The organism is Sporomusa sphaeroides DSM 2875 (assembly GCF_001941975.2).
GTDB lineage: Bacteria > Bacillota > Negativicutes > Sporomusales > Sporomusaceae > Sporomusa > Sporomusa sphaeroides.
The window spans coordinates 3191538-3214619 of record NZ_CP146991.1; the positions used below are offsets into that span (position 1 = coordinate 3191538).

The following is a 23082-nucleotide window of genomic DNA, read 5'->3' on the forward strand; positions in this document are numbered from 1 at the left end:
TTGAGGACAATAGTGACGGTTTTACCTTTTGCCAGGACAAAATTTAAACATTTACAAAATGGTAATGCTATGATATTTTAATATTAGGTCCTAAGATTTGGTACTATGAAAGGTGAATTTTTTTATTCTCTATTTACATTATCCTAAATCTTGGCCAGAAAAACCGGATGACACGCGGCAGCAATCATCATAGGAAAGACTATTTTGTCACGACAAAAAAAGGAGAATATCATGGAACCAACCAATAATGCAACAACACTACCAGCTAATACTAATAAAAAACCGTTTTACAAATCCCTCCACTTTCAGGTTTTCCTAGCCATCTTCTTAGGCATAACCTTAGGCCATTTTGCTCCCGACACCGGGGCTGCAATGAAACCGTTAGGGGATGCCTTCATTAAGCTGATCAAAATGATTATTGGGCCGATTATATTCTGCACCATCGTATCCGGAATCGCCGGTATGGATGATATGAAGAAGGTTGGCAGAGTAGGAACGAAAGCGTTAATATATTTTGAAGTTGTAACGACATTTGCGTTGATCATGGGTTTAGTAGCTGTGAGCTTATTAAAACCTGGGGCAGGCATGAATGTAAATGTATCAGCTTTAGACACCAAAGATATTGCTGCATATACAACTGCAGCCAAATCTCAGAGTACAGTGGACTTTTTTATGAATATTATTCCCAACACGGTAATAGACGCGTTTGCCAAAGGGGATATACTTCAGATTTTGCTGTTCTCGGTAATGTTCGGGGGAGCCTTGTCTGCCATGGGGAAAGCAGGCAAGACTATATATGGAATTATTGTCGAGATAACCCAGGCCCTCTTTAAGATGGTGGACATGATTATGAAAGCAGCGCCGATTGGCGTTTTTGGCGCTATGGCATTCACAATAGGTAAGTACGGCATAGCCTCTCTTGGTCCGCTGGGCAAACTATTAATTGTGTTCTATCTAACCTGTCTGGCATTCGTTTTTTTGGTTATTGGACCTATTGCTAAATGGACCGGATTCAGTATTATAAAGTTTTGCTCTTATATTAAAGAAGAATTGCTCATCGTACTTGGTACATCCTCTTCCGAAAGTGTGCTGCCGCGCATGATGGAAAAGCTGGAGAAGCTCGGCTGTTCAAAACCGGTTGTCGGCCTTGTCATTCCGACAGGCTACTCATTTAACTTAGACGGCACTTCCATCTATTTGACAATGGCTGCCATCTTCCTGGCGCAGGCCACAAATACGGATCTTACCCTAATACAGGAAATAACAATATTGGCTGTGCTGCTTTTAACCTCCAAGGGAGCTTCCGGTGTTACCGGCAGCGGCTTTATCGTTCTGGCTGCCACCCTATCGATTATACCGGGGATTCCGGTAGCAGCTCTCGCCGTTATATTCGGCATCGATCGTTTCATGTCAATGGGTAGAGCATTAACCAATCTAGTCGGTAACGGTGTTGCAACAATTGTTGTTTCCAAGTGGGAAAATGAACTGGATTTCGCAAAACTCAAACAAGAGTTAGAACGTGGAAGTGACAAAAATGGATCGCAAACCAATGATATGAACAAATAGGGGTTTCCGTCTGGAAGTCTTTCTCATGGAACACAAAGACACGTAAATTTGACAAACGTCATTACGTGTCTTTTCTTATCTCATCTATTCACGCAAGATTTTGGAACACGCAGGGACGGTTATTGTCTTCCTGCTATTCCACCTTCCTGCCTGGGCAGGTTTCTTCTGGAATAAGTCGAATTAGTATAGGATTAGCACGAGGATATGGAATGGAGAAATGGAATAAAATAGCTGATGGACACAAATGGAAGTGTTAGTTGCTGCCATATACTCAAGTACTGGGAAAACAAAGGGATATCAGCAAGGCAATCAAAAAATACAGATGGGAGGAACTTTATCATGGAATTAACACCAGCATCAGAAATCCAGTGTAGAACCCGTAACTTTCAGCAGAAGCTTGTTGAACAAGCAGTCGATGGGGCCGTTGTTTTACTGCAAAGTGATATTTTCTACTTTACCGGGACAGTACAAAACTCCTACTTGTTTATACCTGCCAGCGGCGAGCCGGTGCTTATGGTGAAAAAAAGCATAACACGCGGTCAGCAGGAGTCTCCGTTAAAAAATATTGTTGCAATTAAGAACCCTAAGCAAATCCCGGAAATTTTGGCGGCCTACGGGTATAACGGTTTTAGCAAAATTGGGCTGGAATTAGATGTACTACCCTTTAATATTTATAAGTCTTATGAAAAGATTTTTCCGAATACTGAATTTGTCGACTGTTCTCCTGCTATCAAAGAAACCCGTGCGATAAAGTCATCCTATGAAATTGATCTACTGCGCGGTGCATTAGCGGTCAGTGATCAAGCGTTTTTAGCAGTACCTTCCTTTTTACGGGAGGGAATGTCAGAACTTGAATTAGCTGCCTTATTTGAGGCTGAGATGCGCAAACGCGGCTTTGCCGGCCCTTGCAAGATGCGAGCCTTCAATCAAGATTTTTACTTGGGTAATATATGTACCGGCGGCAGCGGCTTTTATCCCAACTATTTCGATGGACCGGTTGGTGGGCAGGGAGCCAGTGTAGCCCAGCCGCAAGGAGCCGGCTGGAAAAAGATAAACCGCAATGAGGTTATTTATATAGACTATACTTGTATCGTAAGGGGATATACAGGTGACCAAACCCGGATATTCTGCATTGGCGAGCTTCCGGCTAAGCTGGTTAAAGCCTTTGATGATGCGGTACTCATTGAAACAGAAATAGTAAAAAGCATTAAGCCGGGAACTTTAGCCGAGGAACCCTATCTGCTGGCACTCAAGCTGGCAGCAGAGCTGGGGTATCAGGATAATTTCATGGGCTATAAGCAGGACCAGGTCAAATTTATTGGCCATGGTATCGGCCTGGAATTGGATGAATGGCCAATTTTAGCCAAAGGAATGAAGACGCCGATAATGCCGGGAATGACTTTTGCACTTGAACCAAAGTTCGTTTTCCCCGAAGGGGCTATTGGTACGGAAAATAGTTTTGTTATGACAGAAACCGGACCTCAACGTTTAAACACATCTCCCGAAGTTATCACGTACATTACCTGCTAGCGTAAAGTGGGAGAATACTCGACTCTTAAATAGTTAGGAAGTGTTTGTTATGGGAGAATGCACGTGTACTATCTCGATGATGGCAGATCACAATGCAATATGTAAAGCCTGTTCAGAAAAGCAAGGTAAAGCCGTTCATATGGGCGTTCAAAGCCATCAGCCGGAAATAAAAACACAAGTGGAACAATGTACCTGTGATACACGGATGATGGCAGACCATAATGCAATATGTAAAGCCTGCTCCCCAGATGTCGCGGGGGCAGGCTTACCGACATAAGCTTCTTTGATGGTTTCCTCGTTAAACTGTATAAATTCCTTGGACATGTTTGCAGTCTCCTTCGGTAAATGGTGTTGTTGTGACTTCACTTTACCTTTTGACTGTAAACTTGTCCTCTTTTTTTTGTCGTAATTGAATTTGCGAAACTTATTGTACATTATCCTTCTTGGTCTTTATTATATCATTTTATATAAAGATAAAGAAGCAAAAAGAACGTCCCCTTGCTTCGTCCCTTTGCTTCTACTTTCCGTAGCGGCCCCGGCGTTAGCCACGCTTTCGCCGTGACGAATTAACCAGATTTTTTTCATTGTTTCACCCCATATACTTAATTTTTCAAACTAGTATCCCTAAACAGACTTGCGGTAATCATTAGTGTCAGATTAATTATAGAGGTTTCCGGAAGTACTCTTAAGCATAAAATTCCCGGTAACTTGGCAATTCTAAAGCCGCCAGCCGGCCACCGAAACACCCGCCGCAATCGATGCCTATTTTGTCCTGGTACTCTTGGTCAAACCAAATCCGGGCATTTGTTTTTTTGAATTTCTTATCGTAGCGATAGAGATTCCACGTGGGAATATGTCCGAAAACAAGTATCTTCCCTTTGTACGCCGGACAATAAGGAAAGCGATCCTCCATCCAAACCAGATCATCTTCAATATTCTTTTCTATGGGCTTCCGCGTATTAGCACCCGCGTGGGAAAAGAGGAATTTACCGGTTGAAAAATATAACGGCAAACTTTGCACAAACTGAAGAATTTCTGCTAGTTTACCGGGTGCTAAGGTTTCTATTTCCTCAAACATAGTAGCGCCGCCGTTATATTTAACCCAATTATATAAGTTCTCTGATGGCTTTTTCCGCCAGGAATCGGATTCAATCATTTCAATTACACTCTGCTCTAAAAATTGTTCATGATTCCCTTTTAAAAGCACTGCACCTTGGGCCTGAAGTATTAGGCAAGTTTTTAGCACCTCCAAATTTTCCGGGCCACGATCTATCATATCGCCACAGATAATCAGTAAATCACCTGCCGGGTCATATTGAGTTTGTTTTAATAGAGACTGAAATCTTTGGTTCTCACCATGAATATCAGATATTGCCAATATCCGGTCAACAATCCTCATACTATTTACCTCAGCTTCGTAATTTAAGATACCATGTTTATCTATAAATCGGTAATCCCCACTACTTTCACAACTTCTAGCTTAAACTCTTCCCTACCTGATATATAATAGTCTCTAAATCCATTATATATCAGGTAGAGGCGATCCAAAACCTTGCAAATCCACCCATTCTCGCAACCGTTTAAGGTTTGTTAACGGGAACTACGTTCCAAGTGTTTACGGCTTCTGATCTTTTCAATGACCGTGGGATATAATGAAAAATCCGTGTGGGGCAAAAAGTTGGCTGCTGACATTTTATTCAGAAAATCCGGTGCCTCAGCTAAGGAAAGATAGGCTATATTGCTAATTAGATCTTCTACAACCAATAATTGATCTGCATTTTCTAACAACTTGCAGGCTCCTTTTATAGAGCCGTTTCCCAGCTGAACAAACCTCTCTCGGGGAAGGTCGGGATATAACCCAATGGTTATCCCTGACTCAATATTGATGTAGGTTCCAAAGGCTCCGGCCATATATATCCGTTGAATCTTATCCGGTGTAATACCCACTGCATCCAGTAAAAACGCTACCATGGTATTTGCTGCTGCTTTTGTATCCATAAATCTTAAAATGTCCGTCTGACTGAATACTAAGTCTTCATTAGAGGCTGATTCATACTCCCATGCGTAAACAATGACATATTCTCCGTCCCGCATAAGGATTCTCTCTGATCTGCCGGGAATAAACCGACCAGAGTAATCAATCCAGCCTTCCAGCAACATTTCAGCAAGCAGGTCAACAATCCCTGAACCGCAGATGCCCACTGGCTTTGCATTGTCTATTGTAGTGATTTTCAACTGATTTTGAACAATCTGCACCGAATCTACCGCTCCTGCTTTCGCCCGCATTCCCTGCTTGCTGATACCGCCTTCCAAGGCAGGTCCTGCCGCACCCGCAGCTGAAATCAGAAATTCATTGTTGCCCAAAAGCATTTCGCCGTTTGTTCCAATATCCATATAGAGAGCCAGTTCATTTTGTGCATACATCTCGGACGCCAACAGCCCGCTGATAATATCGCCACCTAAATAATTAGCTACAGAAGGAAAACAGTATACTAATCCATTAAAGGGTAAACCTATTTCACGGCCAACAAAGAAACCGCTCCGATTAAAAGCTGGCGTATAGGGAGTAAAGAAAATAAACCAGGGATCAATCCCCAACAGAAAATGAATCATGGTAGTATTGCCGCCGATAATGAATATCCCGCATTTGTCCGGAGAAATGCTTGTCGCAGTTTGAATTTTCTCCATGAGTTCAATAAAATTCAACAGCGTACATTGCTGGAGTTCTCTTAAATGAGCATCATTATCTTTAACGTAAAAGATTCGGCTAAGGATGTCATCACCAAAACGGACTTGATGATTGACCCTGCTTTCTTCACACAAAATATTTCCAGTATTCAGATCGATCAGCTGCATAATAACCGTTGTGCTCCCAAGATCAGCTGCATAAGCGAAATTCTTATCTGAAGTATTTCCCCGCTCAAGGTTTACAATCTCCCAGGCAAAACCTTTGTGTACTAAGGTAACTGTGAGCTTCCAGTCAAAATCCCGCAGCAGCTTATAGGATAATTTAATAGTTTCAATAGAAATCTGAACCTCTCCATACTCCGGTTTTAAAGCTTGAAGGATTCTGTCAATGTCAGCCACAAAGTCTCCGTTACCCGGCGTTCTCAATTCAAGGTATATTTTTTTACAAATTACATTCTTCATAACTCTTCCTCTTTATGCTTATTATGTCACATACTACCAGAGCTCGTACAAATAGTCCCCGGTAGCTGCTTCATTTGTATTGTAATGCATCCTGATATACTCATCTCATAATTCTACCTAATATATGTACAAACCTGCTTCTTCCCTTATCTCATTCTTACAATTGCTTACAAATGTCTTAGTTCCTGCCTCATAGTTACATTTCGCATGGCTAAAAGCTATATTCTCAATATCGTAAAACATCATCCGGAGTGTTATGCCGGATTTTATTAGCATAAATACCTGTACAACTACGGCTGCAAAAGAAATAATCTCTTCCTTCTTTTTGTTGCCTTCGCACTTCTTTATCCGGTTTCTCAAATTCCACACCACACAGATGACATATTACTTTCATAAAACAAAACCTCCACCTTTGATATAAATTATCCTAATATCAAAAATGGAGGCGACATTCAAATTGTGGTGGAGGCGGCGAGAATCGAACTCGCGTCCAAAGGCATTACTGCATAGGCTTCTCCGAGCGCAGTCGGTGATTTAAATTTCGCGCCCTTGCCGCCCACAGACAGGCTGCGCAAGCACTATCTCGATAAAGGTTCCCAGTCGGCTCTCCGAGAATTGAGCTTCAGGTATCCCACTAAGTGACGCCCTATCCTAGGCCGCGGGAGTGCGTAGGCAGGACGTTAGCATTAAGCTGCTAAAGCGTATTCTTCGTTTGCGTTTACTATTTTCCACCGTCTTGACGGGCAAATGGAACCCCGGCTCGCTACCTATACCATAACTACCCCTGTCGAAACCAGTACGCCCCCATATAAATGGGTATGCTGGAATGGTATGTCATGTCTTTTGCAAATAAGAATACTCTCCTATTACATTAGTTTATTATAGCATAAAGATTGAATCTAGCCAAATAAAACTTTTCCCAGTCAACTTATTCTACAGGATACATCGGGCTTAATGCCGAATATATTGTAAGATAAGGAGTGATTTTGCTTGAAACAACAACATACCGGTATGCTGCTGGTGGCAACATCGGCTGCCGGGTTTGCCACATTAGCCATTTTTATTAAATTCGCTTACGCTGCAGGGGCGAATACGATTACGATCCTTGCCGGACGCTTTGTACTGGCTTCTATCTGCCTCGCACTTATTCTAAAATTGCGCGGTACGCCACTGACGATAGAAAAAAGCCTGATGAAACGGCTGTTTTTACTGGGCGGACTGGGTTATGGAGCAATGTCAATGCTTTTTGCTTTGGCTGTCATATATCTGCCGGCATCACTGGCCGCCATGCTGCTGTACACTTATCCCGCGATAGTCAGCGTACTATCTTTTTTTATTGGCGATGAACAGTTCAGTTGGTCAAAAGGCCTGGCACTGGGCATCTGTTTCTCAGGCTTGTTTTTTGTGCTGGGTGTATCGTTTGATAATATCAATACGTTTGGCTTTATCCTGGGGCTTGGGGCGGCGATAGTCTATGCCATTTATATTGTTGTTGGCAACAGGGTTCTGAAAAATACCGATCCGCTGGTTACTACCACCTATGTCTGCATTGCGGCAGCCCTGGTATTTGTACTCAGCGGTATCGCCACCAACACGCTGATTTTTAACCTGCCAGCCCAAGGGTGGCTGTCCATTATCGCCATCGCACTGCTGCCCACCATTGTCAGTATTATCGCCTTCTTTGCCGGATTGCTCCGTGTGGGCGCTACTAACACTTCCATTATCAGTACCCTGGAACCTGTCATTACCGTGCTGTTATCGGTGGCACTGCTTAATGAAAAAGTAACGCCGCAGCAAATAGGCGGCGGCGTACTAATACTTTTCGGTATATTGATTTTGCAGCTTTGGGCCGGAAATAAGGAAAAGCGGCCGAAAGAAATGAGCTGCGCTAATGACTGCTAAGAATAAGCCTTAAACTAATCTTTTTGCCGGTCCCGCAGCGCTCGCTCCATATCGCGTTTAGCATCCCGCTCGGCAAGGTCCTGGCGCTTGTCATAGGTATGTTTACCACTGGCCAGTCCCAGTTCTACCTTAACTTTGCCTCTGGTAAAATACAATTTGATCGGCACCAGGGTATAGCCTTTTTCTTTGGTTTTGCCAATTAATTTATTGATTTCATACCGGTGCATCAATAGTTTGCGGGTACGCAGCGGTTCATGGTTAAAGCGATTGCCCTGATCGTAAGGGCTGATATGCATATTGTGGAGCATAACCTCGGCATTATCAATGCGGGCGTAGGCATCCTTCAGGTTAGCTTTGCCGGCCCGGAGTGATTTAACTTCCGTGCCGGTAAGTGCAATCCCGGCCTCATAGGTTTCGTGAATATGATAATCGTGGCGGGCCTTCCGGTTTTCCGCCGCTATTTTTATGCCTGCTTCTTTGCTCACCGCTTGTCACCTCTTAGAATCCTGCTGATATGCATACCTATTGTAGCCGATTTACAGTCTTACGTCAATTGCTTTGCCTGGCTACTTTTTCGGCGCCCTGGGCTTTTTCGGTTTGGCAGCAGTAGAGGCAGTTTTCCTTTTTGCCGTACTTGTCCGGGTTTTGCTAGCGCTGCGCCTTGTTCCGGGGGTGCTGCGTTTTTGGTCTGAGACCTGATTGTCAATGGCTTGCAGCAAGTTGCCGGATTCGGCAAGGACATAGTCAATGGTCCGTTCTGCCGGATTGACTCTGGTAACAGTAATCCTGACACTATTGCCCAGCCGGTAGATTTTACTGGTACGCTCACCAATCAAGGCATATTGCTCTTCCACATACTGATAATAGTCATCCTGCAGGCTGGATACGCGCACCAAGCCTTCCACCCCATTTTCTATCTCAACAAAAAAGCCGAAGGCGGCAACACCGCTAATGATACCATCAAATTCCTGGCCGACAAACTGTGCCATGTACTCCACTTTTTTCAGGTCAACAGTTGCCCGCTCGGCTTCTGCGGCAGCCCGCTCGCGTTCTGAGGAATGCAGCGCAATCTCCGGCAGCATGACCGATAGTTTTTGCCGCCGTTTGGCCGAGATATCCCCTTTGGAAAAGGTCTCCCGGATAAGACGGTGAACAATTAAGTCCGGGTAACGCCGGATGGGTGAGGTAAAGTGGGTATAATAGGTGGCTGCCAGCCCAAAATGCCCCAGGTTTTCGGCATCATAGCGGGCCTGCTTCAGGGACCGCAGCACAACAGTACTGATAATACGTTCTTCCGGCCTGCCGGCAATCTTGCTAAGTACCCGTTGCAGCGCCATGGGCTCAATTTCCTGTGTCTTCGGCAAACGCTGGCCAAAGTTATTAAGCAACAGGTTGAGTCTGCTCATTTTTTCTTCGTCAGGTTCTTCATGCACCCGGAACATGGACGGCACACCCAGCCAGTGCATATGCTCTGCTACCGTTTCATTGGCCACAAGCATGAACTCTTCGATAATGGATTCGGCAATACTGCGAATCCTTTTTTCAATGGCAATCGGATGCCCTTCATCATCTAATTTTACTTTTATTTCCGGGAAATCAAAATCAATGGCGCCCCGGCGCATGCGGCGGTCCCGCAGAATCCGGCACAGGCGCTCCATCTGCTCTAAAGGACTGACCAGCTCGGCATACTTGTCCCGTAACACTTCGTCATGATCGGCCAGAATCTGCCGCACGATGTTGTAGGTCAGTCTGGTTTTGACTCTGATAACACTGGGGAATATTTCATGATTGACTACCTGACCCCGCCCGTCTATTTCCATTTGGGCCGACAGTGTCAGCCGGTCTTCCCCGGCATTCAGGCTGCAAATGCCGTTCGACAGCCGCGGCGGCAGCATGGGCAGTACCCTGTCAACCAGATACACGCTGGTGCCTCTGAGTCTGGCTTCATTGTCCAGCGGCGTATTTTCCCGCACATAATGACTGACATCGGCAATATGCACACCCAGCAGATAGTTCCCGTTTTTAAGGCGTTCGACATACACGGCATCGTCCAGGTCTTTGGCATCGTCACCGTCAATGGTCACAAGACCTAAGTCTCTCAGGTCGCGGCGGCCTAATAAATCCTCATCACTAATGGTGGTGGTGACGCGGGCGGCAGCCTTTTCGACATCGGGCGGAAACTCTGTCGGCAGATTATTGTTTTTGATAATGGAGAGTATCTCAATCCCCAGGTCGCCCTGCCGGCCTAACACTTCGATAACCCGGCCTGCCGCGCTTTTCTGCTTGTGCGGCCAGTCGGTAATCTCGACGACAACCTTGGAGCCGGTTTTAGCGCCGGCAAGTTCCTCTTTGGGAATAAAAATATCACGGCCAATGCGCCGGTCATCCGGCAAGACAAAGCCAAAATTACGGCTGGCTTCCAAAGTGCCCACGACCTTAGTATTGGCCCGGGTAACAATCCGGATAATCTCGCCTTCTACTGCTTTGCCGGACACATGCCGGTGGTGCATCCGCGCTACCACCCGGTCGCCATGCATGGCGCCGCCAATAGCGTCAGGGGGAATAAAAACGTCCGCCAGTTCCCGGTTTTCCGGTAAAATAAAGCCAAAACCCTTGGTTGTTGCGGAAAACTTGCCGACAACCAGATTCATACGCTCAGGCACACCATACTTGTTATAGCGGGTTTTTATGATCGCCGCTGCAGCCTCCAGCTTGTCCAATACCTGCCAAAATTCTTCCAGTTCTTTGCCGCGGATATTCATCCCGGCGGCTAAGTCCTCGGCCATAAGTGGTTTATAGGCTTCCTCCCGCATGAACTCCAGTATTCTGTCAGCTAAGTCCATATTATTCATCTCCTTTTACGGCAACCGTCGCTTTTCCTTCGGCCGTTACTGTTCCGTCCGGCAAACTAATGTTACCGGCTAGTTCATACATTTTTCCCCGTTGGCCGGTAATCCATCCACAGATGCGTAATTCCTGACCAATGGGAGTGGGATGCCGGAACCGTACTTCGAGCTTGGCCGTAACGGCGGTAAGGCCTTTGGCATACAAATAGCGCGCCATAATCTCGTCCAGCAGCGTGCTTACCAAACCGCCGTGCATAATGCCGCCATAGCCCTGATGCTCCGGACCGGGAGTAAAGGTTGATATATATGTGTCATTTTCTTCACGGAAGTCAAGTTTCAGCCCTATGGGATTATCCCGGCCGCAGGCAAAGCACCATTCATCATTTCTGTTCATCAACACACCTCTTCATTTTCCTATATACTATCCAGGTAAACCTGGAATTTTATAGCGTAAAAAATTGACTAATCTCCTGAAAAACAGTGTCACGTTCCCTGTCAAGGGTCACAATGTGACCTGAATTATTAAGCCATACCAGTTTTTTTCCGGTGCTTCCCAGATTATCATAGATATGCTGCGCACTCTCGGGCTTAACCGTGTGTTCTTTCTTTGATTGTACAACCAGTGTCGGTACGGTGATTGAAGGCAATAAGGCGTCAACCTCTTTTATGAGGGCAAGCAGGCTGGATAAGCTGCTGAGTGGCGTTACCTCATAGGTAATCGAATAGTCTTCGCCAATATCCGGCAGGCGCTTGCGCTTCTTGGGAACAAAATCGGTAAACAGGCGATACAAGGGCAGCAGGGGCAGTTGCTTGTTGGCAATATAGATGGGTGTACTAAGAACTGCCAGCCGCCTCAGCGGATATTCACTGGCCAGTTTCAAGGTCAAAAGCCCCCCCATGGACAACCCCACCGCCGAAACACTGCTGCATATTCCCGCTAATAAATGATAACCGTCCTCAACATTGCCATACCAGTGATTCCAGGTTGTTTTCGCCATTTCCCGGGGCGTTGTTCCATGCCCCGGCAGCCGGGGCGCTAATACAGTATAGCCTAACTTATGTAAATATTCTCCTGCCAAGCGCATCTCTGACGGCGCTCCGGTAAAACCATGTACCAAAAGTACACCCTGTTCACCACCAGGCAGAAAAAAAGGTTCAGATCCTGGCATAATAGCCAATTCAAACTCCCCCATTGAACAATTACTACTAGTATTTCCGGCCGGCCGCACTGACAAACGCTTCAAATAATGCAAGCATGGCCGGATTGCTGTCAATCATTAGTTCAGGATGCCATTGAACGCCCACCGCAAAAGCGGCTGTTTCATGCTCAATGGCTTCGATAATTCCATCCTTGGCCCGTGCGCTCACGGTAAGCCCGCGGCCAGCGCTCTTGACGGCCTGATGATGGAAGCTGTTGGTCATAACTTTGTCCCCTAATATCGTGGCTAATTTGCAGCCAGGCTCCAGCAAAACGGTATGTCCGGCATAATCGGCAGGAGAATTCTGGTCATGCTGAATAGTGGCTTCATCTGCCGATAAATGCTGATAAATAGTGCCGCCTGACGCGATGGCCAGCACCTGGCAGCCCCGGCAAATGCCCAGTACCGGCTTATCTGCCTTCAGTGCCAAAGCGACAAGCAGCAATTCATGCGTGTCGCGCTCAGGGATGACTTTACCCAGTGCCGGCACCGGCTCTTCCCCAAACAGCTGTGGCTGCATATCGCCACCTCCGGTGAGCAGCAGGCCGTCCATTGCAGCCAGTTGTTGCTCAATGGCTGACTGCTCGGTAATAATTGGCAGCAACACAGGCACCCCGCCGGCGCTAAGTATCGACCGGACATAGGCATCACTGACAAATTGCCGTTTGGTGCCGGCCATGATCCCGCCTTCTGTCACAAACTGGTTGGCAGTAATACCAATCAGCGGTTTGCGCATATCGCTTCACCTCACCACCTATTTTACTTATACTATTATACCATTATCTCCCACAGAAAGAAAACAAACGCGAGAAGCGGTTTTACTTTTGGCATCGCCCCGTAAGCAGAAAACCAAGTTATTAGGAGAGAAGTTCCTTTAGATTAAAAAAACGCCAAGCTACAATAGCTTGGCGTTTCATCATTAGATTTTAGAAGAAAAGCAGCGGAGCAATAATAAGTGAAATAGTACCGGCAACTTTAATCAGCGGGTTCATGGCAGGACCGGAAGTATCTTTGAACGGGTCACCAACCGTGTCGCCGATAACTGCGGCAGCATGGGCAGGAGTACCTTTACCGCCTAATTTGCCTGTCTCAATCCATTTCTTGGCATTGTCCCAGGCGCCGCCGGCGTTGGACATAAAGAGAGCCAGCAGCACACCGGCAGCAGTAGCACCGGCCAGGAAGCCTGCCAGCGCTTTCGCGCCAAGTACGAAACCAACCAGAATCGGAGAACCTACGGCAAAGAGACCAGGCAGCATCATTTCACGGATAGCGGCTTTAGTGCTGATATCCACGCAGCTGGCATAGTCAGGACGGCCTGTGCCTTCCATAATGCCGGGGATTTCACGGAACTGACGGCGAACTTCACCAATCATTTCAAAGGCAGCTTTACCAACTGCTTCCATAGTAAAAGCACACACCAGGAACGGCAGGGTCGCGCCCAGGAAGATACCAATAATAACAGCCGGTTCGGTCAGGTTGATTACCAGATGGCCATTAACCAGAAGACCGGACAGTTTGGGGTTTTTAGCTATTTCTTCACCAAACGCGGTGAACAAGGCCAGGGCGGTAAGCGCCGCCGAGCCAATGGCAAAACCTTTGGCAATAGCCGCAGTGGTGTTACCAACCGCATCCAGCTTGTCAGTGGTTTTACGGATTTCAGGTCCAAGTTCAGCCATTTCGGCAATACCACCGGCATTATCGGCTACCGGACCGAAGGAGTCAACAGCAACAACCATGCCTGCTGTGCACAGCATGCCCATGGCTGCCATAGCAATACCATAGATACCGGCTGCACTGTAGGCAACCCAGATAGCAACGGCAAATACCAGCATCGGCAGTGCGGTACTTCTCAGACCGCAGGCAATACCGGCAATAACGTTGGTAGCCGGACCGGTTTGGGAAGCATCGGCAATGTGTTGTGTGGGAGGCTTGTTATTGGAAGTATAGTATTCGGTAATAGCGCCAACAAGTACGTTAACCGCCAGACCGCAAATAACCGCAATCGTAATGCCCATAGCCTGAGCCGGGAACATCATGCTGGCAAAACCATAGGTAGCAAAAGCCACCAGGATATTGGTGCCCCAGATACCTCTGTTTAAGGCCGCCTGAGGGTCGCCGTCTTCACTGGTTCTAACCAGGAAGGTGCTGACAATGGATGCAAAAATACCGGCCGCACCGATAACCAGCGGGAACAGTACACCATTGATATCGCCTTTGAACACAGTTTGACCGATAAGCATAGCGGCAATAGCGGTAGCCGCATAGGATTCGAATAGGTCGGCACCCATGCCGGCGGTGTCGCCAACATTATCACCGACATTGTCAGCAATAACAGCCGGATTACGGGGATCATCCTCCGGAATGCCTGCTTCTACCTTACCGACCAGGTCAGCGCCAACGTCGGCTGCTTTGGTAAAGATACCGCCGCCGACACGGGCAAAGAAAGCGATAGCACTTGCGCCAAACGCAAAGCTGTTAATAACAACAGGGTCTTTGAAGATTATGTATAGACCGGATACACCTAAAAGTCCTAAACCGGCAACCGACATACCCATTACCGCACCGGCGCGGAAAGAAACACTCAGCGCCTTGTTCAGGCTGTGACGGGCCGCTTCGGTGGTACGGGCGTTGGATTTGGTGGTTGAGGTCATACCCACATAACCGGCAATGGCCGAACAAACGGCACCTACCAGAAAGGATACAGCCAATTTGTAACCGTCGATGTAAAATAGAATTAAGAAAATAACGATAGTAAACGGAATAAGTGTTTTGTACTGACGATTAAGGAAGGCCATAGCACCTTCAAAAATAGCCTGAGAGATGTCCTGCATTTTTTGATTGCCAGGGCTTTCTCTTAAAACGCTGGCCATCAAATACGCAGCAAAAGCCAGTGCGACAATACCTGCCACCGGCGCAAAGTACAATAAATCCATTGTTAACTTTTCCTCCTTTGAAATAAACCCCTCAAAAATACCCCAATATGCCGGATAGTATCCAGCCATTGAGGTTAGTGACGCTACTGCATCAATTTAACCAAAATCAATGTTACTATTCCAAACAAAGTGGCGAGGATAATGGTTGCCTTTGCCAGAATTCCATCAAGGCCCTTACCTTTACCACCGAAAATAGATTCGGCTCCCCCGGCAATCGAACCCGATAAACCCGCGCTCTTCCCCGACTGCAACACTACAACGGCAATTAATGCAATCGAAAGTATGCCTTCCAAAATCATCAGTCCTGTTATCACTTCTTAACCCCCCTCACGACTGATACCGTTATTTCTTGTTGCCAAATCACGTTGCCAAGGCATAACAACATTCTAACACACTCCAGGATGCTTGACAATTATCTAGTCGATTTTTTCACATATTTGCTACAATATTTTACCCAAAATTTTCAAAAATAAACAGCCGGGGGTACCGGCTGTCTTTCCATACTGTTTTACGCCTTAACGGAGGTGAGAACCGGTTAGGGAAAATCGGGATGCAGGTCGGCGTTAACGACATGCGTATTCATGCGGCTGGTGCAGCCAAACCGGCCTTCCTGCTGCTGAATGACTTCCATATTGGAACTGCCGCAATGCTCGCAGATATGCTTATTCAGGCACTCCATCAAATCTTCTTCACACTCATACAGATAACCGCAGTCACTGCATCGAATAAAATATCCCTTCGGCATAATGAGTTCACCTCCTTCCGGCGCGAACTTATCTTAGGTTATAAAAGACCTTGCGGCCGCGATACTGAGCAAGATCACCCAATTGCTCTTCAATCCGGAGCAATTGATTGTATTTTGCCACCCGGTCGGTACGGGCCGGAGCACCGGTTTTAATTTGACCGGCATTAACGGCTACGGCAATATCGGCAATAGTGGCATCCTCGGTTTCACCCGAACGGTGGGAGATAACACAAGTGTAGCCGGCCCGCTTCGCCATTTCGATAGTGTCAAAGGTTTCGGTCAGGGTGCCGATTTGATTTACTTTAACCAAAATGGAGTTAGCGGTTCTGGTGGCAATTCCCTGGCTCAGGCGCTCGACATTGGTTACAAATAAATCGTCGCCGACCAGCTGCACTTTGCCGCCCAAACGTTCTGTCAGCAGCTTCCAGCCATCCCAATCGTCTTCAGACATTCCGTCTTCAATCGAAATGATCGGATATTTTTCAACTAACTGACTATAGTATTCCACCATTTCAGCCGGAGTTTTCACAACACCTTCGCCTTCGAGATGGTAATTTCCGTCTTTAAAAATTTCCGTGGCAGCCACATCAAGTCCCAGCATAATTTGTTCACCCGGTTTGTAACCGGCAGCTTCAATCGCCTCAATGATAACTTTAAGCGCTTCTTCATTGGAAGACAGATTCGGAGCAAAACCGCCTTCATCGCCGACAGCAGTAGCTAAACCGCGGCTGCCAAGCACTTTTTTGAGACTGTGATAAATTTCCGAACCCATGCGGAGAGCTTCGGCAAAGCTGTCTGCGCCTACCGGCAAAATCATGAATTCCTGAACATCGACATTATTGTCGGCATGTTTGCCGCCGTTGAGGATGTTCATCATCGGCACCGGCACTTCTTTGGCGTTAGCGCCGCCGAGGTATTGATACAGGGTAAGCCCGGAAGCGGCTGCCGCTGCTTTAGCTACCGCCATGGATACGCCCAGAATGGCGTTAGCGCCTAACTTGGCTTTGTTGGGTGTACCGTCAAGTTCCAGCATGGCTTGGTCAATACCGATTTGGTCAAGCGCATCCATGCCGATAATTTCCGGAGTAATAATTTCGTTTACATTCTCGACAGCCTTCAGTACGCCTTTTCCCTGATAACGGCTTTTATCACCGTCACGCAGTTCCACCGCTTCATAAGCGCCGGTGGATGCCCCTGAAGGAACAGCGGCGCGGCCCATGGTGCCGTCTTCTAACAGTACATCGACTTCTACGGTCGGATTGCCGCGGGAATCCATAATTTCTCTGGCTAAAACATCAACAATGGTTGTAGACATGTGTTTTCCTCCTGCATATTTATTTGGCTAACAGACTTTTGCCGGTCATTTCCGCCGGCTGAGCAATACCGGCCAGCGCTAAAATCGTCGGGGAAATATCGGCCAGGATCCCCTCACGCAGGCTGGCGCCCCGGTGGGCTTCCGAAACCAGAATAAAGGGCACCCGGTTGGTGGTGTGGGCGGTAAAGGCTTCCCCGGTTACCGGATCACGCATAACCTCCGCATTGCCGTGGTCGGCCGTAATCAGCGTAATCCCGCCCCGTTCGCGCATCGCCCCGGCCACGCGGCCGACACACTGGTCAACCGTTGTTACCGCACTGGTCGCGGCCTCCAGCACACCGGTATGGCCTACCATATCGCCATTGGCATAGTTAAGAATGATAAGGTCATATTTACCGGATTTTATGGCGTCAACTACCTTGTCGGTAACTTCAGGTGCGCTCATTTCCGGCTGTAAATCATAGGTGGCTACTTTCGGTGAAGGAATAAGCAGCCGTTCTTCGCCGGCAAAAGGCTGTTCCTCGCCGCCATTAAAGAAGTAGGTAACATGAGCATATTTTTCCGTTTCGGCAATACGCAGTTGAGTATAACCGGCCCGGCTGAATACTTCGCCCAGGGTATTGGCCGTGTGAGCCGGAGGAAAGGCCACCGGCAAGGCCAGCGTCTCGTCATACTGGGTCATTGTCACAAAGTAGAGCGGCAGGTCCTCCTGGGTCCGTTCAAATCCTTCAAACGCGGCATCCTTTAAGGCATGACTGAGTTGGCGGGCCCGGTCGGGACGGAAGTTGAAGAAGATGACGCCGTCTCTGGGTTTTATCCCGCAATAGCCGCAACCGGCAACCACGGTCGGTTCTACAAATTCATCGGTTATGCCGGCTTTATAGGAGGCTTCGACGGCTTCGACGGCGGTGGGAGCCTGGGCGCACTGGCAATAAACCAGTGCCTGGTATTCTTTGCTGGTGCGCTCCCAGCGCTGGTCCCGGTCCATGGCATAGTAGCGCCCGGAGATGGTGGCAATAGCGCCAACGCCGATTTCCGCCATCTTGGCTTCCAGCTCTTTAATATAGGTAACAGCACTGGAGGGGGGCACATCCCGCCCGTCCAGAAAGGCGTGAACATAGACCTTGGTTATCCCCTGTCGTTTGGCTAATTCCAGCAGGGCGTACAAATGGTTGATATGACTGTGTACGCCGCCGTCGGAAAGCAGGCCCATGAGATGCAGCGTCCCGTCCGAAGCTTTGGTTTGTTCACAAACCTTGACAAACACCGGATTATGAAAAAAATCACCGTCCCGGATAGATTTGCTGATACGGGTAAGCTCCTGATAAACAACGCGGCCTGCCCCGATATTCAGGTGACCTACTTCGGAGTTGCCCATCTGCCCTTCCGGTAAACCAACCGCCTCACCGGAACAAACAAGGGCAGTATTGGGATACATTTCGGTTAACAGCTTAATATGCGGGGTACCGGCTTTGGCAATAGCGTTGTATTCATCATCAACACGGCCAATACCCCAGCCATCCATTATAATCAGCGCAATGGGGGAAGAAAGTTTAGCCACGTTTATTCTCCTTTATTCATAAGGTCTAGGCTTTCCCCGAAAACATCACCAGCTTGCTGAAAGAATCTGCTTCCAGACTCGCTCCGCCAACCAGGGCGCCGTCAATGTCAGGTTGGGCCATAAGTTCAGCTATATTGTCCGGTTTGACGCTGCCGCCATATTGAATACGCAGACTGTCGGCAACTGTCTGACCAAACATCGCGCCTACCGTACGGCGAATAAAAGCGCATACCGCATTGGCATCCCCGGCCGAAGCCGTACGCCCGGTGCCGATAGCCCAAACCGGCTCATAGGCAATTACCAGGTTCGCGGCCTGCTCGGCGGTGAGACCTTCCAAGCCGCCCTCAACCTGAATACCGACAACCTTTTCCGTGGCATTGGCTTCCCGCTCAGCCAGCGTCTCGCCCACACATACGATGGGAGTTAAACCGGCCTTGAAAGCAGCCTTGGTTTTCTGATTTACGGTTTTGTCGGTTTCAGCAAAGTACTGACGCCGTTCAGAGTGACCAATAATCACATGGGTGCAGCCAATATCTTTCAGCATGCCGGGAGCGATTTCGCCGGTAAAGGCGCCTTTTTCCTCCCAGTGCATATTTTGAGCGCCCAAACCAATGGCAGTCCCTGCTACCGCACCGGCAGCGGCTGCCAGCGCCGTAAACGGCGGACACACCACCATATCCACATCGGTAACAGTCTTGGTCAAAGCCGCTAATTCCCGCACAAGTAGAGCGCCTTCACCGGCAGTTTTATACATCTTCCAGTTACCGGCAATAATGGGCTTGCGCATCATATCACTCCTTATTTTATTTATCCGCCAGCGCAGCAATCCCCGGCAGTTCCTTACCTTCCAGGAACTCCAGCGACGCACCGCCGCCTGTTGAAATATGCGTAATCTGGGCAGCCAGCTTGAGTTTTTCCAGCGCGGCTACCGAGTCACCGCCGCCGACAATGCTCTTGGCGCCTGAGGCGGCTACGGCTTTAGCAACCGCTTCCGTACCTACGGCAAAAGCGTCAAATTCAAACACTCCCATAGGGCCATTCCATACTACTGTCTTGGCCGTCTGCAGGCTTTGAGCAAACTTGGCGGCAGTAGCCGGACCAATGTCAAGCGCCATCCACTCTGCCGGAATTTGATCAACAGGGACTGTTTTCCGGTCGGCGTCGGCGGCGAATTTGTCGGCAACCACCACATCTTCCGGCAACAGCAGGCTGACGCCTTTGCTTTTAGCCATAGTTATCAGGTTTTTGGCCAATTCCAGCTTATCGGCTTCCACAAGCGATTTGCCGCATTTGTAGCCCTGGGCGGCCAGGAAGGTGTTGGCCATGCCGCCGCCGATGATCAGGGTGTCTACCTTTTGCAGCAGATTTTCGATTACGCCGATTTTATCGGAAACCTTGGCCCCGCCGATAATGGCGACAAACGGACGTACCGGGTCGGTAACGGCCTGCCCCAGAAACAACAGTTCTTTATCCATCAGGAAGCCGGATATTGCCGGGATATATTTGGCAATGCCATGCACCGAGGCATGGGCGCGATGGGATACCCCAAAGGCATCGTTTACCAGAATGTCCGCCAATCCGGCAAGCTGTTTGGCAAATTCCGGATCATTTTTCTCTTCCTCGGCATGGAAGCGAAGGTTTTCCAGCATGAGCACCTGGCCTGCGCCAAGCGCGGCTGACAGGCTGCGGGCCTCTGGGCCGATACAATCGGCGGCAAACTGCACTTCCCGGCCATAGAGCAGCTGGGACAGCTTTTGCGCCACCGGTTTAAGCGAGAATTCGGGCGCAACTTTGCCTTTAGGACGTCCCAGGTGGCTGATAATAATAACAGCAGCGTTTTTCGAAAGCAAAAACTCCAGGGTGGGAATGGTGGCACGGATACGGGTATCATCAGTAATATTGCCCTCTTTATCCATCGGCACATTATAATCCACCCGGACCAGCACTTTTTTGCCAGATACCCAGATATCATTCAAACTTTTTTTATTCATATGTACTCCTCCCGCATTAGGTAAGGTGAGGTAGGAGAAGCAATCCCAATGCTTGAGATTGCTTCTTTATAATAAGACTTACAGACCTTTACCAATAATGAAGTTAATCAGATCGACGACCCGGTTAGAATAGCCCCACTCATTGTCATACCAGGATACTACTTTTACCAGATTGTCGCCTACCATCATGGTGGACGGGCCATCTACAATGGAGGAATGCGGGTTGCCGTTATAGTCTTTGGAAACAAGCTCTTCTTCAGCAAACGCCATAATGCCTTTGAGTTCACCATTGGCTGCGGTTTTTAACGCTGCATTGACGGCTTCAGCGGTGGCCGGTTTTTCCAGCTGCGCTACCAGGTCGGTGATAGATACGTTCGGGGTAGGCACGCGCAGGGCAAAACCGTTCAGCTTGCCTTTGAGTTCAGGCAGCACCAGCGCTACCGCTTTAGCGGCACCGGTAGTTGTCGGAATAATGGACATACCGGCGGCACGGGCCCGGCGCAGGTCTTTGTGCGGCAGGTCAAGGATGTTTTGGTCATTGGTATACGCATGAACGGTAGTCATCAAGCCGGACTTAATGCCGAAGGTTTCATGCAGCACTTTGGCAAACGGTGCCAGGCAGTTGGTGGTGCAGGAAGCATTGGAGATGATGTGATGGTTAGCGGCATCATATTTGTCCTGGTTAACACCCATAACGATGGTAATATCTTCGTTTTTGGCGGGAGCCGAAATAATGACTTTCTTAGCGCCGGCCTCAATATGAGCCATGGCTTTGTCTTTTTCGGTGAAACGGCCTGTTGATTCAACAACAATATCAACACCCATGGCCTTCCACGGCAGGTTTGCCGGATCTCTTTCCGCCAGCACTTTTACCAGCTTGCCATTAACTTCGATACCGCCTTCAACAGCCTTAACGTCGCCGGCTAAGGTGCCGTGAACCGAATCGTATTTCAAAAGATGGGCAAGAGTTTTTGCATCTGTCAGGTCATTTACCGCCACAATTTCAAATTGCGGGTTATTTAGTGCTACCCGAAAAACATTCCGGCCAATACGGCCAAAACCGTTAATACCTACTTTAATAGTCATAATAGAACTCCTCCTCAATATTAATGATTAGTATTTATCCGATGGCTAACCCGCTCTAAGACTCCCATCTTTTATAAGTGGGGGTCAAGAGCGGCTAAGCCCCTGGATAAGGGCGACTAACCTTCAGCTGGGGTTAAAACCCCACCTGAAGCTAAGTCTACTTTATTAATAACTGAATGGCCTTAGCCGCCGCCTCGTCGGTAACAAGGACATCTTGTCCGCCTGCACCAACTACGGCCAAAATGGCCTTAGCTTTGGCGCTGCCCCCGGCTACGGCAATTACGGTTCCAATTCCGGCCAGGTCATCCAGTCGTAAACCGATACTGCTGGTAACATGCACAATTTTCCCCGGTAAAGCGCAGTATTGCCCCAGCGCTTCACCCACAGCGCCGCAGCGCTCAATCTTGGCAAAGGTTTCCGGCGGTACGCCGCGACGTTCAGCCATCTCGGCGGCTTCACCGATACCATGAACCAGAATGTCGGCGTGTTTGATCATTTCCGCCACCGCTCTGAGGTTCGTGTCGCCGTCCAATATGGCTTCCAGCGTTTCTTCATTGACTCCGTCAGGAATATGCAGCATCCGATAGCGCCCGCCTAACTTGCCGGCCATAACCGCGGCGATGGTATTGGCCTGATATTCGACCACTTCCCCCAGGCCGCCCCGGGCGGGAACAACGGTAGTGGCAGGAAAACTGAAATTAATGGCTTCCGCCACCTTGGCCATAGTGGAGCCGCCGCTTACAGCCACCACCATCTGGTCTGTCAGATACTGACCAAGCACACCGGCGGTAGCCCGGCCAAGTTCGCGCCGTACAGCACGGTCGATCTCGCTGTCGCCGGGAATTATGATAACCTTTCTGAGGTTCAGCTGCCGGCTCAGTTCAATCTCCAAGCCGACTAAATCCCTGAGCAGACGGATGTATTCGGCCAAATCGGCCATTATAGCTTGCCCTTCGGCGGTTACACTCATCCCTAACGGCGAAAACTCGACCAGTCCGGCATCTTTCAGCCAATCCACCTGTGCCCTGACCACCCGCTCCCCCATATGGAGCAGCGTTGCCAGCGCCCGCCGGCCTACCGGCTGGGTATGCTGGATATGGCGCAGGAGATTGTATCTTGCTTCAATAATTTGTGTAAGTTCAGGCGCAAATTTGCGCTGCAGTTGAATGATTTTTTCCATACTAGCTCCCCGGGCTAAAGTAAGTCCCACATGTACATATCATGTCCCATATTGAATAAAAAATATCGATTTCACTTT

General features: G+C 48.4%; 21 protein-coding genes and 1 other RNA gene. 3 read left to right on the forward strand and 19 right to left on the reverse strand.

The features are described from left to right. Positions 1-231: 231 nt before the first annotated feature. Positions 232-1566: a dicarboxylate/amino acid:cation symporter gene (locus tag SPSPH_RS14945; RefSeq protein ID WP_075757433.1), complete on the forward strand. Its 1335-nt coding sequence runs from the start codon at positions 232-234 to the stop codon at positions 1564-1566. 339 nt (positions 1567-1905) lie between these two features. Continuing rightward, complete coding sequence (locus tag SPSPH_RS14950; RefSeq protein ID WP_075757432.1) at positions 1906-3096, forward strand: M24 family metallopeptidase; 1191 nt, start codon at positions 1906-1908, stop codon at positions 3094-3096. A gap of 156 nt (positions 3097-3252) precedes the next feature. On the opposite strand, the gene SPSPH_RS14955 is transcribed toward SPSPH_RS14950, so the two are convergent. The 5 genes from SPSPH_RS14955 to ssrA all read right to left on the reverse strand — a co-directional run bounded on the left by SPSPH_RS14955 (position 3253) and on the right by ssrA (position 7052). Beyond that, positions 3253-3420, reverse strand: a complete 168-nt coding sequence (locus SPSPH_RS14955) for a hypothetical protein (RefSeq protein ID WP_158027109.1) — start codon at positions 3418-3420, stop codon at positions 3253-3255. A 361-nt stretch (positions 3421-3781) separates the two neighbouring features. Further along, the gene (locus SPSPH_RS14960) at positions 3782-4474 is read right to left on the reverse strand and encodes a metallophosphoesterase (protein WP_233139170.1); all 693 of its coding nucleotides are present in this window, start codon (positions 4472-4474) and stop codon (positions 3782-3784) included. Positions 4475-4686: 212 nt separating this feature from the next. Next, positions 4687-6246 (reverse strand): ASKHA domain-containing protein, encoded by a 1560-nt coding sequence (locus tag SPSPH_RS14965; RefSeq protein WP_075757430.1) that lies wholly within the window; start codon positions 6244-6246, stop codon positions 4687-4689. A 226-nt stretch (positions 6247-6472) separates the two neighbouring features. After that, entirely contained in the window at positions 6473-6640 is a 168-nt protein-coding gene (locus SPSPH_RS14970; protein WP_158027108.1) for a hypothetical protein, read from the reverse strand. Between the two features lie 66 nt (positions 6641-6706). Beyond that, positions 6707-7052, reverse strand: a transfer-messenger RNA (tmRNA) gene (gene ssrA / locus SPSPH_RS14975). 184 nt (positions 7053-7236) lie between these two features. Between ssrA and SPSPH_RS14980 the strand changes: the two genes are divergently transcribed. Beyond that, entirely contained in the window at positions 7237-8148 is a 912-nt protein-coding gene (locus SPSPH_RS14980) for a DMT family transporter (protein WP_233139168.1), read from the forward strand. Positions 8149-8162: 14 nt separating this feature from the next. Here SPSPH_RS14980 and smpB read toward each other — a convergent pair whose 3' ends face one another. The 14 genes from smpB to SPSPH_RS15050 form a co-directional block, all read right to left on the reverse strand. After that, positions 8163-8633 (reverse strand): SsrA-binding protein SmpB, encoded by a 471-nt coding sequence (gene smpB / locus SPSPH_RS14985; protein ID WP_075757428.1) that lies wholly within the window; start codon positions 8631-8633, stop codon positions 8163-8165. Between the two features lie 81 nt (positions 8634-8714). Beyond that, positions 8715-10991: a ribonuclease R gene (gene rnr / locus SPSPH_RS14990; RefSeq protein WP_075757427.1), complete on the reverse strand. Its 2277-nt coding sequence runs from the start codon at positions 10989-10991 to the stop codon at positions 8715-8717. Position 10992: 1 nt separating this feature from the next. Beyond that, complete coding sequence (locus SPSPH_RS14995; RefSeq protein ID WP_075757426.1) at positions 10993-11388, reverse strand: PaaI family thioesterase; 396 nt, start codon at positions 11386-11388, stop codon at positions 10993-10995. A gap of 49 nt (positions 11389-11437) precedes the next feature. Continuing rightward, a complete protein-coding gene (locus SPSPH_RS15000; protein WP_075757425.1) occupies positions 11438-12172 on the reverse strand; it encodes an alpha/beta hydrolase in 735 nt (244 codons plus the stop codon). A gap of 28 nt (positions 12173-12200) precedes the next feature. Continuing rightward, entirely contained in the window at positions 12201-12929 is a 729-nt protein-coding gene (locus tag SPSPH_RS15005; protein ID WP_075757424.1) for a gamma-glutamyl-gamma-aminobutyrate hydrolase family protein, read from the reverse strand. 190 nt (positions 12930-13119) lie between these two features. Continuing rightward, the gene (locus tag SPSPH_RS15010; RefSeq protein WP_075757423.1) at positions 13120-15126 is read right to left on the reverse strand and encodes a sodium-translocating pyrophosphatase; all 2007 of its coding nucleotides are present in this window, start codon (positions 15124-15126) and stop codon (positions 13120-13122) included. 83 nt (positions 15127-15209) lie between these two features. Continuing rightward, positions 15210-15440, reverse strand: a complete 231-nt coding sequence (secG, locus tag SPSPH_RS15015; RefSeq protein WP_075757422.1) for a preprotein translocase subunit SecG — start codon at positions 15438-15440, stop codon at positions 15210-15212. A 221-nt stretch (positions 15441-15661) separates the two neighbouring features. After that, on the reverse strand, positions 15662-15871 hold the full coding sequence (locus SPSPH_RS15020; protein WP_075757421.1) for a hypothetical protein: 210 nt from the start codon (positions 15869-15871) through the stop codon (positions 15662-15664). A gap of 28 nt (positions 15872-15899) precedes the next feature. Continuing rightward, complete coding sequence (gene eno / locus SPSPH_RS15025) at positions 15900-17186, reverse strand: phosphopyruvate hydratase (protein WP_075757420.1); 1287 nt, start codon at positions 17184-17186, stop codon at positions 15900-15902. A gap of 19 nt (positions 17187-17205) precedes the next feature. Beyond that, positions 17206-18747, reverse strand: a complete 1542-nt coding sequence (gene gpmI, locus SPSPH_RS15030; RefSeq protein WP_075757419.1) for a 2,3-bisphosphoglycerate-independent phosphoglycerate mutase — start codon at positions 18745-18747, stop codon at positions 17206-17208. Between the two features lie 25 nt (positions 18748-18772). Next, positions 18773-19534: a triose-phosphate isomerase gene (gene tpiA, locus SPSPH_RS15035; protein ID WP_075757418.1), complete on the reverse strand. Its 762-nt coding sequence runs from the start codon at positions 19532-19534 to the stop codon at positions 18773-18775. A 16-nt stretch (positions 19535-19550) separates the two neighbouring features. Beyond that, positions 19551-20738, reverse strand: a complete 1188-nt coding sequence (locus tag SPSPH_RS15040; RefSeq protein WP_075757417.1) for a phosphoglycerate kinase — start codon at positions 20736-20738, stop codon at positions 19551-19553. Between the two features lie 78 nt (positions 20739-20816). Further along, the gene (gene gap / locus SPSPH_RS15045) at positions 20817-21824 is read right to left on the reverse strand and encodes a type I glyceraldehyde-3-phosphate dehydrogenase (RefSeq protein ID WP_075757416.1); all 1008 of its coding nucleotides are present in this window, start codon (positions 21822-21824) and stop codon (positions 20817-20819) included. Positions 21825-21981: 157 nt separating this feature from the next. Continuing rightward, entirely contained in the window at positions 21982-23004 is a 1023-nt protein-coding gene (locus SPSPH_RS15050; protein ID WP_075757415.1) for a sugar-binding transcriptional regulator, read from the reverse strand. Between the last annotated feature and the right edge of the window lie 78 nt (positions 23005-23082).

Coding starts and splice junctions, on each gene's coding strand:
- SPSPH_RS14945 (WP_075757433.1), top strand. CDS start 232: ATGGAACCAACCAATAATGCAACAACACTACCAGCTAATACTAATAAA.
- SPSPH_RS14950 (WP_075757432.1), top strand. CDS start 1,906: ATGGAATTAACACCAGCATCAGAAATCCAGTGTAGAACCCGTAACTTT.
- SPSPH_RS14955 (WP_158027109.1), bottom strand. CDS start 3,420: ATGTCCAAGGAATTTATACAGTTTAACGAGGAAACCATCAAAGAAGCT.
- SPSPH_RS14965 (WP_075757430.1), bottom strand. CDS start 6,246: ATGAAGAATGTAATTTGTAAAAAAATATACCTTGAATTGAGAACGCCG.
- SPSPH_RS14970 (WP_158027108.1), bottom strand. CDS start 6,640: ATGAAAGTAATATGTCATCTGTGTGGTGTGGAATTTGAGAAACCGGAT.
- rnr (WP_075757427.1), bottom strand. CDS start 10,991: ATGGACTTAGCTGACAGAATACTGGAGTTCATGCGGGAGGAAGCCTAT.
- SPSPH_RS14995 (WP_075757426.1), bottom strand. CDS start 11,388: ATGAACAGAAATGATGAATGGTGCTTTGCCTGCGGCCGGGATAATCCC.
- SPSPH_RS15005 (WP_075757424.1), bottom strand. CDS start 12,929: ATGCGCAAACCGCTGATTGGTATTACTGCCAACCAGTTTGTGACAGAA.
- SPSPH_RS15010 (WP_075757423.1), bottom strand. CDS start 15,126: ATGGATTTATTGTACTTTGCGCCGGTGGCAGGTATTGTCGCACTGGCT.
- SPSPH_RS15020 (WP_075757421.1), bottom strand. CDS start 15,871: ATGCCGAAGGGATATTTTATTCGATGCAGTGACTGCGGTTATCTGTAT.
- eno (WP_075757420.1), bottom strand. CDS start 17,186: ATGTCTACAACCATTGTTGATGTTTTAGCCAGAGAAATTATGGATTCC.
- tpiA (WP_075757418.1), bottom strand. CDS start 19,534: ATGCGCAAGCCCATTATTGCCGGTAACTGGAAGATGTATAAAACTGCC.
- SPSPH_RS15040 (WP_075757417.1), bottom strand. CDS start 20,738: ATGAATAAAAAAAGTTTGAATGATATCTGGGTATCTGGCAAAAAAGTG.
- gap (WP_075757416.1), bottom strand. CDS start 21,824: ATGACTATTAAAGTAGGTATTAACGGTTTTGGCCGTATTGGCCGGAAT.
- SPSPH_RS15050 (WP_075757415.1), bottom strand. CDS start 23,004: ATGGAAAAAATCATTCAACTGCAGCGCAAATTTGCGCCTGAACTTACA.